The following is a 16540-nucleotide window of genomic DNA, read 5'->3' as shown; positions in this document are numbered from 1 at the left end:
AAGATAAAAAGCGGGCGATTGCACTGTAGCAACAGACATCATTTTTCAATGCATCGCAATCTCGATCAGGAAACCAGAGAAAGGAGCATCCAATGAGAGACATCAAGTGCCACGGCATATCCATCGGGCTTGAAAGAATCAACTCTGAATTTTTTCTCTACGTCAAAGCCATAGGTCGGCTCACTCATGAAGATTATGAAGTAATAACACCACTTCTCGACTACGCATTACAAGGTATAAAAGATCCGAAAGTGAAAGCATTGGTAGATGTGGAAGACTTCGAGGGTTGGGAACTGCGCGCCGCCTGGGATGACTTTAAACTGGCGCTGAAACACGGCAATGAGTTTTCCAGAATCGCCGTGGTGGGCGAAGAAAAATGGCAAAAAGTTGCCGCACGTATCGCCTCCTGGTTTTTGAGTGGAGACGTACAATATTTCGAAGAACACGACGACGCACTGCACTGGCTGGCGCAACCGGATAATACCGAAAAATCTAGTCGAGACAGCCACCACAGCACGCCAGTATTTCCCACACACTAGGAAACAGTAAAACTGTCACAAGCGCTGAGATTGGTTTCGATTCATTCAGGCAATATAGGAATTCATCGCTAGCTCACCCGGAAGCGGACGACCGGGTTGCTTTTTTGACCGGCATAGCCGGTCTTTTTTTTAATAAAAAAGGCCAGCGGAGAAGCTGGCCACTGCGGTTTTGACTGGGAACCGCAAATAAAAAACTCTCGTGCTCAAAATTTCCATCTTAAAAAGATGGTCAAATGATGGGACAGACACCTAAAAGCCGTCAGTCACAGGAAAGCTCCTGTGTGCTTTCATAGCATCCATCCCACAGCCTGAACGCCCCTGCATCAAAAGAGACGCCCAAGCAAAAGACTACTTAACGGATTTGAATGCGCTTTGCCGCACGCTCACGCGGCTCCAGAAAAGGGATTTCCAAGGTGAGTACACCGTTGTTAAACTCTGCTTGAACATCATCTTCGGCAATATTGTCGCCGAGATCAAAGCGGCGCAGATAACTACCGCTAAAGCGTTCGCGGCGAATCACTTTTCCTTTTTCTTCTTTTTTGCTTTCTCGCTCAAGCACCGCCTCCAGAGTGAGCACACCTTCATCCAGAGTGAGCTTGATATTTTCCCGCTCGACACCCGGCAGATCGGCGACAATACGGTATTTTCCCTTTTCTTCAAAGATATCCACTTTGGGAGCAAAAGTTACCGGAGTTGTGGTGTCGGTGCTGGGTACACCACCCCACCAGCCGTGAAAAATATGATCGAAATCAAACGGAGATTTTCTCGGAATAATTTGCATGGTTGCGACTCCTTTCAGCGGTTGATTTACGCTTTAAGGTTAAGCCGCAACCGTGTGGCAGTTATTGATCTGAATCAAGCAAAAATCAGGCGCTGGCACATCAGCCCTCGCCCTCGTAGCCGCAGTGAGTACCGGCCACTTCACTGAGTCCGATCAGATCCAGTATTTCCACATCGCGCCCGCTGGCCCGTATCAGCTTTTCCTTTTGAAAACGGGAAAACAGGCGGCTTACGGTTTCCGCGGTCAACCCGAGATAGTTGGCAATATCGGTGCGCGGCATGGATAACACAAAGCGGCTGGCAGAATAACCGCGGCGCGCATAACGACTGGAGATATTGATCAGTAGCGCCGCCAAACGTGTATCCGCAGAACGCTTGCCCAGCAGCATCAGGATATCGTTTTCCTGTTTCAGCTCTTCCGAGAAAATACTGTAGATCTGCTGCTGCAGTGCCGGCACTTGCTGTGCCAGTGTCTCCAGCTGCGAGAACGGCAGTACACAGACGCTGCTATCCTCCAGCGCTTCCGCATAGCTCGGGTGCACCCGGCCACTGTAGGCGTCCAGGCCCAGCAGTTCTCCCGGCAGGGCAAAATGGGTCACCTGAGTATCGCCATCGGCGGCGATTACCGCCGACTTGAAGCTACCTGAGCGAATCGCGTACAGGTTTGCAAAGGGATCACCGGTGCGGAAAAGGGACTCGCCGGACTTGACGATTTTCTTTTTGCGCGTGATTTGTTCGAGCTTGTCGATATCACCCTGGGAAAGGCCGGCCGGCAGGCACAGCCGCCTGACCGAACAGTTCCCGCAGCTTACCGCTCTCTGAGTATCAGTCATGGATATCCGGACCTTTCGTAGCACATCAATTATCGGTTACGGAGCAGTCCGGATATTACACGGTTACAGAACACGGGAATAGCGGGCATCGGTTTCCGCTGAATGGAGATAGCGGTCGAAAGCGGCGGCGGCATTACGCACAAACCAGCGGCCTCGGTTCGTGACGCGCAAACAGTTTTCGTCCTGCTGCAGCAGGCCGTCGTCGAACATTGGCTGCAATCTCGCCAAATCGGCCGCAAAATAGGTCTCAAAAGGCGCTCCAGCGCGCTCTGCGGCCTCTTTTTTGTCCAACTGCAGACGGCACATCAACTCTCCGATCACCCATTGGCGCAGGCGATCATCGCCGTCAAGCAGCCATCCACGGCAAGTGGCGATCCCCCGGTCGGTGACTGCCTGGGCATATTCCTTCAACCGGTGCAGATTCTGCCAGTAGCCATCAGCGCTGTAACTGATCGCCGAAGCCCCCAGCCCTACCAGTGCATCCGCGGGCATCAGTGTGTATCCCTGAAAGTTGCGCGCCAGCCGTCCCTCGCGAGCGGCTGCCGCCAACTCGTCGCCGGGCAGCGCAAAATGATCCATGCCCAAAAACTCATAACCGGCCTGGGTAAGGCGGGATACCGCCGCCAACTGCATGGCGATTTTTTCCGTCGGCGTGGGGATCAGGTTGGAATCAATCAGCCGCTGCGCCTTGAACCGGTGCGGCAGATGGGCGTAGTGGTAGAGCGCGATACGGTCCGGTGCCAGCTCCAGCACTCTGTCCAAAGTGCGTTGCAGGCTATCTACACTCTGCCCGGGAAGACCATAGATGAGATCATAGGAAATGGAGCGAAACCCCTGTTCGCGCGCAGCGTCAGTCAGCTGCGCCACTTGGTCGGAGCTGCAAATGCGGTTGATCGACTGCTGCACCACCGGATTGAAATCCTGAATACCGAGGCTCAGGCGGTTAAAACCCAGTTGGCGCAGTGTGGCGAGGGTATCCAGCTCAAGAGTGCGCGGGTCCGCCTCGATACTGTATTCAACGTCTTCCCCCGTGCGCAGATCGAAGATCTGTGCCAGTCCATCGATGAGGCGACGCATATCATCGTCGTTCAGATAGGTGGGTGTTCCTCCCCCCAGGTGCAACTGAGTCACGGGCACTCTGGCCACCTTGTCGCGATACCAGCGCATTTCCCGCAGCAGTTGCTCCAGATAACTGGACGCAAGCCCGTATTGCCGGGTAATGACTTTGTTGCAGGCACAGAAGTAACAGAGCGAATGGCAGAAAGGAATATGCACGTAGAGTGACAGGCTGCGAATATCCGCCAGTGCGCGCCAAGGTTCTCCGTCACCCAGGGGGCCAAAACGATCCGCTGTGGGATAGGAAGTATAGCGCGGACAGGGCCCGGCATAGCGGGAGAGTAATTCCTCGGATAAAGCCGGCTCTGCAGCGTTCTGCGCTTGTCTCATCTTAAAAAAACCTCTGCAACAACATAAACGGGTACAGGGCGACGCGCTCTAACGCCGCCCCGCACCCTTACCGACCAAAAGTGGTGGGCCCGTTTAGAAGCGGTAACCCAGCCCCGCCATATAGACCAGCGGATCCAGCTCCACATCGGCTTTAATCGTACCGACTCCCGGTACTTTTACTTCCGCCTCTGTATCGATATCCATCCACCATACGGACAGGTTGAACAACCAGCGCTGGTCCTGACCAAAGGCAAAATCCACACCGGCCTCAGCGGCCATGCCAAAGGAATTGTCCAGCGACAAATCCGCATTGCCGGTGGCGCCCAGGCCGGCGAAAACTTCATTGGCCTGGCTATCGATTTCCTCATCAAAGAAAACGGTGTAATTCAAGCCCAGGCCGACGTAGGGCTGAATATTGGAATTGGCATCCATGGGGTACCACTGAAGCAGCACCGTGGGGGGCAGGTGTTTGGTTTCCCCCAGATCGAAGGTGGCCCCCAGGCCTTTAACTTCTAGATCGTGCGTAAACGGAGTGGCCGCCACCAGTTCCACTCCCCAGTGATCATTCAGCATATAAACACCGGTCAGCCCAAGAGCCGAGGCGTCATCCACATCGGCAGCAGTACCAGTCAACTCAGTTCCCGACAGTGCGAGCGCATCGGAGTCCACATCCGGACTCACGGTGGCAATCCCTGTGCGCAGAATAAAGGTCCCGGACTCATAGGCCATAGCGGGCACAGACAGAGCGGCAGCGGCGAGGGCTACTAACAGTTTCATCGACATCTCCATGATGTGTGTGTTGGGCGTTGTTCCCGCAGCGGTCTTTATTCATCCCCGCGGGACCAGGGCAGGTTAAACAAGCCTCGGTTAGTGCCTCTTGATCCAAATCAAACAGCCGCGACGTCGGCGATTTATGTGGAAAAATTATTTTCTGGAAAATGTCAGTGTCATTCGCGCCTGGAGAAGAGCGCAAGTAGGGCGAATGGGAGTTTCTGCCTGTTTCGCTCTCCGACGACATAGGTACTGCAGCCAGATCAGAAACTCGATTGATAGGATGGACTGTGCGAAACCGCCGGATACAAGAATGTATCCGACGGAGTTACAGCGATGCAATTTGCACCTTCGAATTGTTCATTCCGTCGCCTGAGCGCCTCGGAATCAACGACAGCGTTTTTGTGAATTCATCAGCGGTTCCCGGTCACCCACCCGCCGGGCGGCGGAACAGGTTTTGGATACTGGAAAAGTCCAAGCGCCGGTTTTCCTCACAACTGCCATGCAGCTGATATAAATTTTTCGCCAGTGCGCCCAGCGGTGTGGAAGAGGCACTGGCTGCGGCAGTGTCCATGGCCAGCCCCAAATCCTTCAACATCAACGCCACCGAAAAGCCACCGGCGTAACCATTGGCGGCTGGTACCTTTTCCATTACCCCGGGATAGGGATTGTATTTCTCCAACGACCAGTTGCCGCCGGAGCTGGCTTTCATAATCTCCGACAGGACCACCGGGTCCAAACCGTTGTCCACGCCAAGCTGCAGTGCTTCCGCGGTTCCGATCATATGAATCGCGAGCAGCATATTGTTGCAAATCTTGGCCACTTGGCCGGCGCCCGCCGGGCCCGCGTGAAACAGCTTGGCGCCCATCGCCTGCAAATAGGGCCGCGCCGCATCCACTGCTTCTTTATCGCCGCCACACATAAACGATAAAGTGCCGGCAGCGGCCGCCGCCGTGCCACCGGAAACCGGAGCATCGATCGCGCGCAGCCCCAGCTCCCCCGCCGCAATGATTAGTTGGCGCGCGTCGTCAGCGGCTATGGTCGAGCAATCGATCACCAGGGTATTTCCCGCCAACGCACGCAGCAGCCCGTCTTGCCCCAGGTAGAGCGATTTCACCGCATCGCCTCCCGGCAGCATCGATATCACCGCACTCGCGCCCTGCACGGCCTGCAGCGCACTCTCAGCGCGCACACAGCCCTTGTCCACCGCCCGCCGCAACGCCGCATCGGAAGGATCAAAGGCGGTTACCCGATAACCTGCCCGAACCAGATTGGCAGACATGGGCGCCCCCATATTGCCGAGACCGAAAAAAGCTATGTTTTCCATTGTGCCACTCCTTTTTATAGGTCCTGGGAAACCTCTGATTGCATCGCCTCCTGGCGGTAAGCCGACTTCGCCACCAGAGGGAAAAACCGGCGCTGGGATAGACATTTGGCGGTCGTCGCCTGTCGGCAAGAGTGCTATAGGGCAACACTCCTATGCCTCGAAAATATCGCCACCCCATTGTCCGCGCGCCCGCTAGCAACCTGGGCGCTCGCACCAACGCTTTGACGGTTCCTTAATTATGGTTATTGTTCAGACTGAGCGGCCAGGAACGCAGCTACAGGTCGGCCAAGGGGTTTTCTGTCCAGGGGGCCTGGAAACTGGCCTGCACCTCCTGCGCGGATACTTCCTCCAGAGTCGCCGGGCGCCACTTGGGCTGGCGGTCCTTATCGATTAACAGTGCCCGCACACCCTCCCGGAAATGGCCGCTGGCACACAAGTTGACCGCCAGCACCAACTCCATTCTGAACACCCCGGCCAGAGACAAATGGCGGCCGCGGCGCAGTTGTTCCCAAACAATCCAGGGCGTCAGTGGAGAACCAGCGGCCAGTGTGGCAGCGGCTTTTTGCAGCCATTCATCCCCGCCCCGGTAACCCGTGATTGAGCGGCACACCTCCGGCAGGGAGGCGAAATCGGTCAGCTGCTGAACCTGATCAAAATGGGCGCGCAGGTTTGACGCCGGCTGCGCTTCCGGTGGCAGCTGCAACCGCTTCAGACAATCGCTGATCTGACGCCGGTTGTACTCACTGTCTGTGGCGTATGGCAGCCCGGCCAATTCCTCCAGTACCTTTTCGCGCGAATCGTCAGGCAGCATGCGATCCGCCATGCCCGCGAAAAGCGCATCGGTTCCATTGAACTGCGCCCCGGTCAAGCCGAGAAACAATCCCAGCCGTCCCGGCATACGGTTCAGGAACCAGCTGCCACCGACATCCGGGAACAAACCAATGGTCACTTCCGGCATTGCCATGCGCGTGGTTTCGGTGACTATACGGTGGCTGGCCCCGGCCATAATGCCGATACCTCCGCCCATCACTATGCCGCCACCCCAGACCACTATCGGCTTTTTATAGGTATGAATCTTGTAATCGAGGCGGTATTCGCGGGAAAAGAATTCAGTAGTGAAACGGTAATCCGGAGACTCACCGTAGGCGGTGGACTCGCGGAACAAAGCCACCACGTCACCGCCGGCACAGAGCGCCTTGCCGCCACTGCCATCGATCCATACAGCGGCCACACTGTCATCGACAGCCCACTCATCGAGCTTCTGCGATAACCGGTTAATCATCTCCAGGTTGAGTGCATTGAGCACCCGGGGCAGGTTGAGGGTTGCGGTCGCCAGGGCACCGCGGCGAGAAAATAATATTGGCGAATCCTGATCCATCTCTCATTGCGCTTTTCGGTACAGATTGCGCTGCAGTTAAGCACAGAAGCGAGCTGGAGTCAGCCGCGCCGCGGTGGTTGATTGTTGGCGGGCTTTTGGCTAACTTGCGCGCAATTTCTGTCCAACCCCTGCAACGGAATTCCAAATGGCCGAATACGTATACACCATGAACCGGGTGGGCAAGGTAGTGCCACCCAAACGCGAAATCCTCAAGGATATCTCCCTGTCCTTCTTTCCCGGCGCCAAAATCGGCGTGTTGGGACTGAACGGTGCCGGCAAATCCACCCTGCTGCGCATCATGGCCGGCGTGGACCAGGACTACAACGGTGAAGCCCGCGCCATGCCGGGTATCAAAGTGGGCTACCTGCCCCAAGAGCCACAGCTGGACCCGGCTAAGAATGTGCGCGGCAACGTCGAAGACGGTGTGCGCGAGGCGATCGACGCCCTCAAAGGCCTGGAACAGGTCTACGCCGACTACGCCGAGCCAGACGCGGATTTCGATGCCCTGGCCAAGAAACAACAGCAGTACGAGGACATCATTCAGGCCTGGGACGCCCACAACCTGGAACACCGCCTGGAAGTGGCCGCCGACGCCCTGCGCCTGCCCCCCTGGGATGCCGACGTAAACACCCTATCCGGCGGCGAAAAACGCCGTGTGGCCCTGTGCCGCCTGCTGCTGTCGCGCCCGGACATGCTGCTGCTGGACGAACCCACCAACCACCTGGACGCAGAATCCGTGTACTGGCTGGAGCGCTTCCTGCACGATTTCAGCGGCACAGTGGTGGCCATTACCCACGACCGCTACTTCCTCGACAACGTGGCTGGCTGGATACTGGAACTCGACCGCGGCCACGGCATTCCCTGGGAAGGCAACTACACCACTTGGCTCGAACAGAAAGAGAAGCGTCTGGAGCTGGAGCAGCGCGCGGAACAAGCGCGCATGAAGTCCATGCAGCGAGAACTGGAATGGGCGCGTCAAAACCCCAAAGGCCGCCAGTCGAAAAGTAAGGCCCGCCTGGCGCGCTTAGAGGAAATGCAATCGCAGGAATTCCAGGCCCGCAACGAAACCAACGAAATCTATATTCCGCCGGGCGAGCGCCTGGGTGACAACGTCATCGAGTTCGTGGGTGTGAGCAAGGGCTTCGGCGAGCGCCTGCTGATCGACAACCTGTCCTTCCGTGTTCCCAAGGGGGCCATTGTCGGCATCGTCGGCGGTAACGGCGCGGGTAAATCCACCCTCTTCCGCATGATCACCGGCACCGAAAAACCGGATTCCGGCGAGATCAAGATCGGGGAGACAGTAAAAATCGCCTACGTAGAGCAGGGCCGCGAAAACCTGGATGACAACAAAACTGTTTGGGAAGCTATCTCAGACGGTCACGACATACTGAAGATCGGCAACTACGAGGTCGGTTCACGCAACTACGTCGGTCGCTTCAACTTCAAAGGTTCAGATCAACAGAAGCGTGTTGGCGAGCTTTCCGGCGGTGAACGCGGCCGCCTACACCTGGCCTACACCCTGAAACAGGGTGCCAACGTACTTCTGCTGGACGAACCTTCCAACGACCTGGATATCGAAACCCTGCGCGCTCTGGAAGAAGCCCTGCTGAACTTCCCCGGCTGCGCCCTGGTAATCTCGCACGACCGCTGGTTCCTGGACCGGGTCGCCACCCATATCCTCGCTTATGAAGGGGAGAGTGAAGTGGTCTTCTTCGAGGGCAACTACACTGAGTACCACGAGGACTTTATCAAGCGCAAAGGTGAGGATGCGACACCGCATCGGATGCAGTATAAGAAACTCAAAACCTGATACCCGGATACAGAAAAGCCCGTATTTATACGGGCTTTTCTACTTTTGGGTATACCAAATAAGAGGCACCTCAAACGGCCCCATTACTGGGGCCGGAATCGCTTACGTCAAATTAGTGATGAACCACTGATCAGAAGTTCAATGTCGCTGTCAGCATCGCATAACGCGGTGTCTGATAAGCAATTGGAACCCGGTAAGTGTTGCTTACAGTGTACGGACCTTCTTCCGAAGTCACATCCACCTGCAATGGTTCTTGCTCGTCCAGAACGTTAAACACCTGCAGACTCAGGCTCAGTTTGTCCTCAAACATTGCCGGAGTGTAGGTTACCGCCAGGTCCAGATTGCGTGTCCAAGGGGTTCGCTCTTTGCCAGGCTCAGCCACACTGCCGAAGCATGTGTGGTAGCTCGATCCATAGCTCACTGGATCTCCTGCGGGTGAGGATTCATCAATACTGCCGTCCGGATTGTAGTAACCCAGGCAGCTAATCGGCATGCCAGATTTAATACTCGCATTGGCACTGAGCAAGACCTCATCGGTCAGCGCATAACTACCACGGACTTTCAACTGGTGACGACGGTCATTGGCCAAATAACCATCTGAGAACATCATCAATTCGGCTACATCCCAGTCCTGGGTCTTGGAGATATTGTCCTGCCCAAACTCGGACTTAACCTGCCCTTCGGTATTGCCCTGTAGCTTACTGTAGGTGTAATCGACACGGAGCTCCCACTTACCGTCAAATGGACGCTCAACAAACAAGTCGATGGCCTTGTACTCACGCTTCAGCTTTGGCATACCCCAATCGTCGGCACTCATCGTCACCTCTGTGCGAGTACCTGTAGGATTGCCGCTCGCGTCGAGGTTGGCCAAGCTAAAGGTGTTCGTGTCGCCGGGGTTAAACATGTAACAGTATTGCCAGTCTACCGTATCGGGATCTACCCCCATTTCGGATAATTTATCTAACATACTGTATGGATCACACACATCATCGATACCGGATTTTAGATCCCGGAAGGTGAACTTGGCTCCGTAGGTCCAGTCTTCGAGAAAAGTCTTCTCAAAGCCCATGATGTACTCGTCCTGGTACATGCTTTCCAGGTCGGCCGGTGCGAATGCGAGCGGATCGACAGGTTCACCGTATTCGCCGTTAGAGGAAACCGGCCCCGGGCCCAATGCCGTCAGGCCTGTCGGCGCTCCGGTTTCCGGATCTACACCGGTATAAGTAAAATATTCACGGGTATAGGTTGAAGCCGACGCGCCGCGGATGGCCACATTATTCGGCATAGCAAGATAATAGCGGCCAGCGTTAGCAAACAATTTCAGTGAGGAATCTCCGAACACGTCCCAAGCGACACCTAGACGAGGCGCCCATTGGTCATCGGATTCCATATAAGCTTCGCCGACGTTGTTGTAGTTGGTGAACTTGTCATTCCGCAGTCCCAGGTTCAGAAGAATATCATCAGTCACCTGCCAACTATCTTCTATGTAGTAAGCATCCTGCTCCAGCTTCATAGTAGTAGCAGTTTCATAAAAATATTGGTACACGTAGTAACCATCGCCACCTGGGGCTCCCACCCCTAGCACGGAGCTAATCGGTTTCGATGGGTCCGTGGCGTGGGCATAAACCCAAACATCAGTAAACTGCATAGTACCTTCGTTTTCGGCCTCAAACTCCATATTGTCGATACCGAAGGTGAGAGTGTGGTCGCCCAATACCCACTCCAGGTTTAAGCGTATACCATCAGTTGTATCTTCAGCATCTCGGCCGTTGTAACCACCGGCAAGTCCTTGCACAAAATTATCACCGACAATAGATGGATCTTGATTTCTATAACTAGAGATATAAGGATAATCCAAGGTACCCACAGGGGTATCATAATAAGTAAAGCTGCCATGCCCGTACATGGCATTCAATGTCAGAGTTTCCGTCAGGAAACCGGTGTAATTCAGAATCGTAAATTCACTTTCGTGCCCATCTACATTCGGCGAAATATCCAAACTTTCGCCTTTTTTACCTTTCTCAAACTCCCAAGCACTGTAGCTGCCGTCGTAGTCCTCCTTTTCCTGCATATATGTGAATTCGAGCAGATGATCTTCACTGACATTCCAGTCCAGTTTGGCATAAAGCTTAGACGTGTCAGTTTCACCCTCCTCCAGGAACTGGTTTTGTGTCGCTTTCGGTGAGTTCTGCATCTTCTCAAGCTCAGTTTCATAAGCTACAAAACCAAACAACGTATTCTCAATTAATGGCCCACTAACATAGCCGCTGTAGGTGCTGCTCCAGGAAAAATCTTCGCTCTTACGTTCATATAAAGTCCCAACAAGAGACTCATTTTCGTACTCATAGCCTTCCGGTAGTTCCATATCCTGGAAATATGTTTTAGGTCCAGAAGAACGCAATTCTTTTGGTCTAAAAACAACCTGGGCGCCATAATGGAACTCGTTGTCACCGCGTTTACCAACCTGATTAATCACACCGCCAGAAGAGCGGCCGTACTTGGCTCCGTAGCCGCCCGTATAGGTTTCCTGCTGATCGATAGCACCAAACGGCAAATCAAAACCTCCGAGGTTGGACAGAGGGTCACTGGAAATAAAGCCGTTAATGTAGTAAGCATTTTCGGAAATGCCAGCACCACCGAAGGAAACTAGGCCATCGAAGTAGCCAGCAGCGCCTCCATTAGCGCCCGGAGCCAGCAGAGCAATATCCTCAGCGGAGCGACCAATCGGCATACGATTGAGCTGCTCAGATGTTATTACGACACGCGTATCAGTTGCTCCAGTATCAATTGCCGGCAGACGCTCTCCAGTAACCATCACGGTTTCAATGACATCGGGGTCACCGAAAGAAACGTCAGCACCAGCACCCACACGAATGGGGACAGTGCGTGTTCCGATAGTCTCCTCACCCTGTTTCGCAGTTACGGTATAGGTGCCGATTGGCAAAGATCGAATATTATAATTGCCCGAGGCATCCACAGTTACAGTACGGCTAAAACCGCTATTGTTTGTAATAATAACTGTGGCACCTTCAGGCGCTGAACCATGAATACTACCGGTGGTACTTTGGGCCTGAACACCATTCGCAACGCACAATCCAAGTGCAACAGCCAGTACTGAGCGCTTAAAAGCGAACTTATAGCTTCCTCTGGATACCCCACCTTGACGAAATTTTACCCTATTCATACATATATCCTCTTTAGTTTTATAGGTTGGGATGACGGCATGTCCGAGATAAAGCAACCTTTCTTCTGTAAATTCCCCGTTAACTGGACATGATTCCTCATTGAGAAACAGCGTTGCCATGTACGTCCAGCAATTCAGCTTTTGCTGTCCTTCTCTAAAGGTTGCATGTTCACTACCTTCTCTGATACGCCTCTGCCAACTGGTAAACCACCAATCCTTGAAAAAAAATTTCTTCTGCCTACTCGGCGAGCTTGGGCGCGGCCTTTTCGTAGCGATCAACAAAGGCTCTCCTTGGACACTCAGATACAGGGTGGATTATTCGAAAACACACAAACGTTTTTTTATAATCCACCAGATACCTCCTAGCGCCTTGCACTTTGCAACATCTATGCCATCACCTGGAAAATCAAATCAACAACAGGAAACCAGCTGAATTTTTCGTTGTATTTGCACAGCACATCACTCAGTGCCAAGCCTTCAGCGAGATATAGCGCGGTATCAAACTGCGTTCACAGAGAACGCCGATATCCGCGCGCCCTCTGGCGGAAAGAGTGCTCTGTCCAGCACCAACCAGAGTGCCAGCGGATGGCAAAAGGGCGAACTTGGCTCCAATTGTGCCCCGAAATTCCGCACGCCAGGCGGGCATCGTATTGGAGCCTACGGGCGCCAAAATGGGGCAAACACGCTAGCTATTGCAAACGCGGGCCTTGCGGAATCCATGCAGACAGTTGCTTCATCGTAGTGGCAATATCGCTCTCCAATCGTTCCACATCACAGTCCGTAAACCGCTCCAGATCTGCACAGAGATCCGGATGGTTATGCTGCCAATAGTATTCGCGATGGTGAAAAGGTTTGGATTACCACCAGTGGTGGTTAGAGGAGAGCAGATCATCCAACTTGCTGAACCGCTGCGTGAGACTATCTAATGCAAAGCGCCGCCGTGCCGCTTCATTCTCCAAAACCGGCGAATAAGAAAGTCACGCTTGTAGAGGCTGTGCATTCTATAGTTAGAGCCAACCCACGGAGATGTACGCAGTGGATCTCTTGGCCGGCATCCGGGATACCAATAAACTGCAGCCGGGATATTCAACAACGCAACGGGAGGCACCAATGGCACTGACCCCATCTACAATGATTCCCCTCGGCACTCCCATGCCGGATTTCAGACTGCCGGACGCGGCGGGTAATCTGCACAGCAGCGACGCTCTCCCGCACCAGCCAATACTTGTGGCTTTTATTTGTAACCACTGTCCTTACGTAAAGCATATTGCCCCCGCCCTTTCCGAATTCGCGCGGGAGTATCAAAAGGCAGGGCTAACCGTTATCGCGATTAACAGCAACGACTTCGAAACCTATCCCGATGACAGTCCGGAACAGATGCAAAAGGAAATCGTCGCGCGCGGTTATACCTTTCCCTATCTGGTGGATGAAAGCCAGGCAGTAGCGCGTGCCTTTGGCGCTGCCTGTACACCGGATTTCTTTCTATTCGACAAGGACCGCAAGCTGGCATACCGGGGCCAGTTCGACAGCAGTCGGCCCGGGAGTGGTGAAGCGGCCAGTGGGCACGATCTGCGCGCGGCGGCCGACGCGGTGTTGGCGGGGCAAAAGCCCGGCGAAGAGCAGACCCCTTCGATGGGGTGCAATATCAAGTGGAAGTAAGCTTGGCTCTGATTGCCCCTCTCCCACGCATGGGAGAGGGGGCATAATGCAGCGCTATTTGCGCAAAAAATCCAGCATCCAACTGGCAACCACATTCTCGTGGATGTCGTTCTGCAGCGAGGCGTGGCCCTTCTGCACCACCTCCTCTCCAAACGCCTCCCTGCGCAACTCCATCAGGCTCTTGGAGTAGGGTTTGGTGAATTCCGGGTGGGCCTGAAAGGTAAGCATGTGGTCATCCACCTGCATCATGGCCATAGGGCAGAAATCGCTGCCCGCCAGCACCTTGGCGCCGGGAGGCAACTCTTCCACCTGATCCTGGTGGCTGGCCAGCAGGGAAAAGCGCTCCAGCGGCTGGGACATCCAGGCGGGTGTCTCCTGCAGCTCATAGCTGTGCACCCCAATACCCCACCCCTTGTCAGACTTCCGCGTCCTGCCCCCCAGGGCCTGAGCGATCAACTGGTGGCCAAAACAGATGCCGATGGTGGGCTTCTTCAGTTGGTGCAGCCTGCGCACGAATTCCATCAGGGGGGGAATCCAGTCTTTGTCTTCGTAGACGCCGGTTTTGCTGCCGGTGATCAGATAGGCATCCACCTCGTCGATATCCTCGGGATAGTGGCCGCGTTGTACCTCATAAGTGACAAACTCGAGACCAGGGTCCTGATTGCGCAGCAGTTGGGCAAACATCTCCGGGTATTCTCCGAAGTCGTCCACCAGTTCCTCGCGCACGTCATCGGTTTTCAAAACACCAATTTTCATTAATTCACCGCTAGGTTCTGCTATCGATTATCCATTTTACAGGCGGATTATGGCATATCCTCGGCAGCCCATGGCCGAATAGCAGGCGAGCAGCCCCCACCGACCAGCTCCACGCCAATCGCATTTTACGCGGCCGTATCACCTTCTACCTTTCTGCGACCTGGAGGCGCTAAGAGGCTAACAGCCACAATGATGTTCAGTTGCTGAAAATTCGTCCAGATCCACATGTTTCATGATTATTGTATCTCCCTGCCCTCGCATCAATTTATAAATGAGAGTAGAGAAGCTTTTGGGTAAGAGGTAGAACATTCCTGCACCATTCGCGACGATGATGTCCCTACCCCGCCGTGGAATTTACGGGCCTCAAGGGTAGACGAAGCGATCCCCCTGGAATTCTTACATCGCGACCGACAACCGCAATGTGTTCACGGAGAGCATTTTAGAGAAACAGCCCTATCGAGAAATAATTATTTTTTAAAAGACCCATAAATTAAAACATACGTTGGTCGATAACTTATATAGACAAACAACTTACCAATAATAAAAACAAAAATGGAAATATGTCCGAATTCTCCATGAGAAGATGGCACTAAAAGTCACCAAAAGCCAAATAACTATTCACTATAAACGGGTAATATTCGGCTAAGAGGTAACTGCAACCAGCAATCCCCGCGGCCGGATGCCCAGGGAAAACATCTGCGGAACGCCGAAAAAAAATATGGGAAGTCGGTCATGACTGCTAATTGCAGCTGCCCTGCCCCTCGCCGTACCGGTGAATCCGGCTAGGTCATCCGTCGCCCTACTTCCACATCAAAGTTCGTTCCCCGCATGATGACAATGTCACCGTCGTCTTGCCGACGAAATCGGTTTTCCCGCTACTAGAAAGCACAAGGACAGCGATCACCATAAAAACATATAGCCGCCGCTAACCGTGGTGCTCAGATCACAGCACACGATTTACCCAGTGCTACTGGGGCCAGCAGGGATTCAAAGAGGTATGACACAACTGATCCAGACCACTTCATTGATGGGATTTTATGATCTGGTTAATCAGCTCAATGGCGACGCGGATACACTATTGCGCAGGTTCGATATTGAACCCGATAAAGTAAAAGCGCTTGAGGGGGTGCTACCCTATCGCTCCACCGTCAGACTGATCGAAAACACCGCCCGGCTGTTAAGCTGTGCGGATTTCGGCCTGCGCCTGGCGCGGCGGCAGGATCTCAGGGCCCTTGGATCTCTAGGGACAGAGGCTCTGAACGCATCCACTGTCGGCGAAGCCCTCGAGACCATCTCCCACAATCTCTATCAATACACCGGCGGATTCCAAATTTCATTCGACCGCGACGATAGAACCGGGCACGGATGTTTGTTATTTGACACCAATAACGGCTGCCCGCTGCCCCCACAGAGCGCGGAATGGATTATGGGCTTGACGCAAAGGGCCATGACAATGCTCAGTAACGCCCGTTCAGCGCCCGTAGCCGTCTGGCGAAGCTGCGACGTCCCCCTACACAACAGCTACCACGATTTTTTCACTGCGCCGGTAATCTTTTCCCGCCTGCGGGACGCACTGATACTCAGTGCCGAACAACTCGATAAAAAGGTCGTGCCAGGAGTAAAGCCCGGATGTCCGGGCGCCCCACGTCCGGGCGACGCAACGGAAGCGACACCGCAGCAGGAGACCATGGACCTGAAGCACCAGGTGGAACAATTGATTTACCACCTGTTACCTGTACAACGCTGCAATCTGCAGGAAGTGGCCAACCAGCTCGGGCTGCACAAGCGCACACTGCAACGCCGGCTGGCGGAGCACGATATCATCTTTGAAGAACTGCTCGATGATATTCGCCGCGCACATGCAGAAACTTATCTAGCGGAGCCGAATATCCCCATGATCCAGATTGCGGCACAACTCGGCTACCGAGAGCAAAGTTCCTTTAACCGGGCCTGCCGCCGCTGGTATGGCATTACGCCGCTAAAACGGCGCCGGCAGCTACTGAAAAAGGAAGCCGGAGCAGCACCACAGCAGGCGGAAACAGAAGCGGACACCTGAT

12 protein-coding genes are annotated in these 16540 nt (G+C 54.2%); 4 read left to right on the top strand and 8 right to left on the bottom strand.

What is annotated here, in order from left to right; translation table 11 throughout:
* Positions 1 to 92 precede the first annotated feature (92 nt).
* On the top strand, positions 93 to 539 hold the full coding sequence (locus BM155_RS09640; protein WP_074902830.1) for a SpoIIAA family protein: 447 nt from the start codon (positions 93 to 95) through the stop codon (positions 537 to 539).
* 352 nt (positions 540 to 891) lie between these two features.
* On the opposite strand, the gene BM155_RS09635 is transcribed toward BM155_RS09640, so the two are convergent.
* From BM155_RS09635 to BM155_RS09610, 6 genes are all read right to left on the bottom strand, one after another.
* Entirely contained in the window at positions 892 to 1320 is a 429-nt protein-coding gene (locus tag BM155_RS09635; protein WP_067155277.1) for an Hsp20/alpha crystallin family protein, read from the bottom strand.
* Positions 1321 to 1420: 100 nt separating this feature from the next.
* Positions 1421 to 2152, bottom strand: coding sequence for a fumarate/nitrate reduction transcriptional regulator Fnr (gene fnr / locus BM155_RS09630; protein WP_067155280.1), 732 nt, complete (start codon positions 2150 to 2152; stop codon positions 1421 to 1423).
* A 63-nt stretch (positions 2153 to 2215) separates the two neighbouring features.
* On the bottom strand, positions 2216 to 3598 hold the full coding sequence (hemN, locus tag BM155_RS09625) for an oxygen-independent coproporphyrinogen III oxidase (protein WP_067155282.1): 1383 nt from the start codon (positions 3596 to 3598) through the stop codon (positions 2216 to 2218).
* Positions 3599 to 3691: 93 nt separating this feature from the next.
* Positions 3692 to 4375, bottom strand: coding sequence for an OmpW/AlkL family protein (locus tag BM155_RS09620; RefSeq protein WP_231902385.1), 684 nt, complete (start codon positions 4373 to 4375; stop codon positions 3692 to 3694).
* 421 nt (positions 4376 to 4796) lie between these two features.
* Positions 4797 to 5696: a 3-hydroxyisobutyrate dehydrogenase gene (gene mmsB, locus BM155_RS09615; protein WP_074902829.1), complete on the bottom strand. Its 900-nt coding sequence runs from the start codon at positions 5694 to 5696 to the stop codon at positions 4797 to 4799.
* 274 nt (positions 5697 to 5970) lie between these two features.
* Positions 5971 to 7074, bottom strand: a complete 1104-nt coding sequence (locus BM155_RS09610; protein ID WP_074902827.1) for an enoyl-CoA hydratase/isomerase family protein — start codon at positions 7072 to 7074, stop codon at positions 5971 to 5973.
* Positions 7075 to 7219: 145 nt separating this feature from the next.
* Between BM155_RS09610 and ettA the strand changes: the two genes are divergently transcribed.
* Positions 7220 to 8884, top strand: coding sequence for an energy-dependent translational throttle protein EttA (gene ettA, locus BM155_RS09605; RefSeq protein ID WP_067155291.1), 1665 nt, complete (start codon positions 7220 to 7222; stop codon positions 8882 to 8884).
* A 130-nt stretch (positions 8885 to 9014) separates the two neighbouring features.
* On the opposite strand, the gene BM155_RS09600 is transcribed toward ettA, so the two are convergent.
* Positions 9015 to 12350, bottom strand: coding sequence for a TonB-dependent receptor (locus tag BM155_RS09600; protein ID WP_217641487.1), 3336 nt, complete (start codon positions 12348 to 12350; stop codon positions 9015 to 9017).
* Positions 12351 to 13178: 828 nt separating this feature from the next.
* Between BM155_RS09600 and BM155_RS09595 the strand changes: the two genes are divergently transcribed.
* Positions 13179 to 13727 (top strand): thioredoxin family protein, encoded by a 549-nt coding sequence (locus tag BM155_RS09595; protein WP_067157975.1) that lies wholly within the window; start codon positions 13179 to 13181, stop codon positions 13725 to 13727.
* A gap of 54 nt (positions 13728 to 13781) precedes the next feature.
* Here BM155_RS09595 and BM155_RS09590 read toward each other — a convergent pair whose 3' ends face one another.
* Complete coding sequence (locus BM155_RS09590; protein WP_067155299.1) at positions 13782 to 14483, bottom strand: glutamine amidotransferase-related protein; 702 nt, start codon at positions 14481 to 14483, stop codon at positions 13782 to 13784.
* Positions 14484 to 15480: 997 nt separating this feature from the next.
* On the opposite strand from BM155_RS09590, the gene BM155_RS09585 reads away from it, so the two are divergent.
* Entirely contained in the window at positions 15481 to 16539 is a 1059-nt protein-coding gene (locus BM155_RS09585; RefSeq protein WP_074902823.1) for an AraC family transcriptional regulator, read from the top strand.
* Position 16540 lies beyond the last annotated feature (1 nt).

The sequence above is a fragment of the Microbulbifer thermotolerans genome, assembly GCF_900112305.1.
GTDB lineage: Bacteria > Pseudomonadota > Gammaproteobacteria > Pseudomonadales > Cellvibrionaceae > Microbulbifer > Microbulbifer thermotolerans.
Note: the sequence above shows the minus strand (reverse complement) of the source record. Positions and strands in the feature narration are given on the sequence as shown.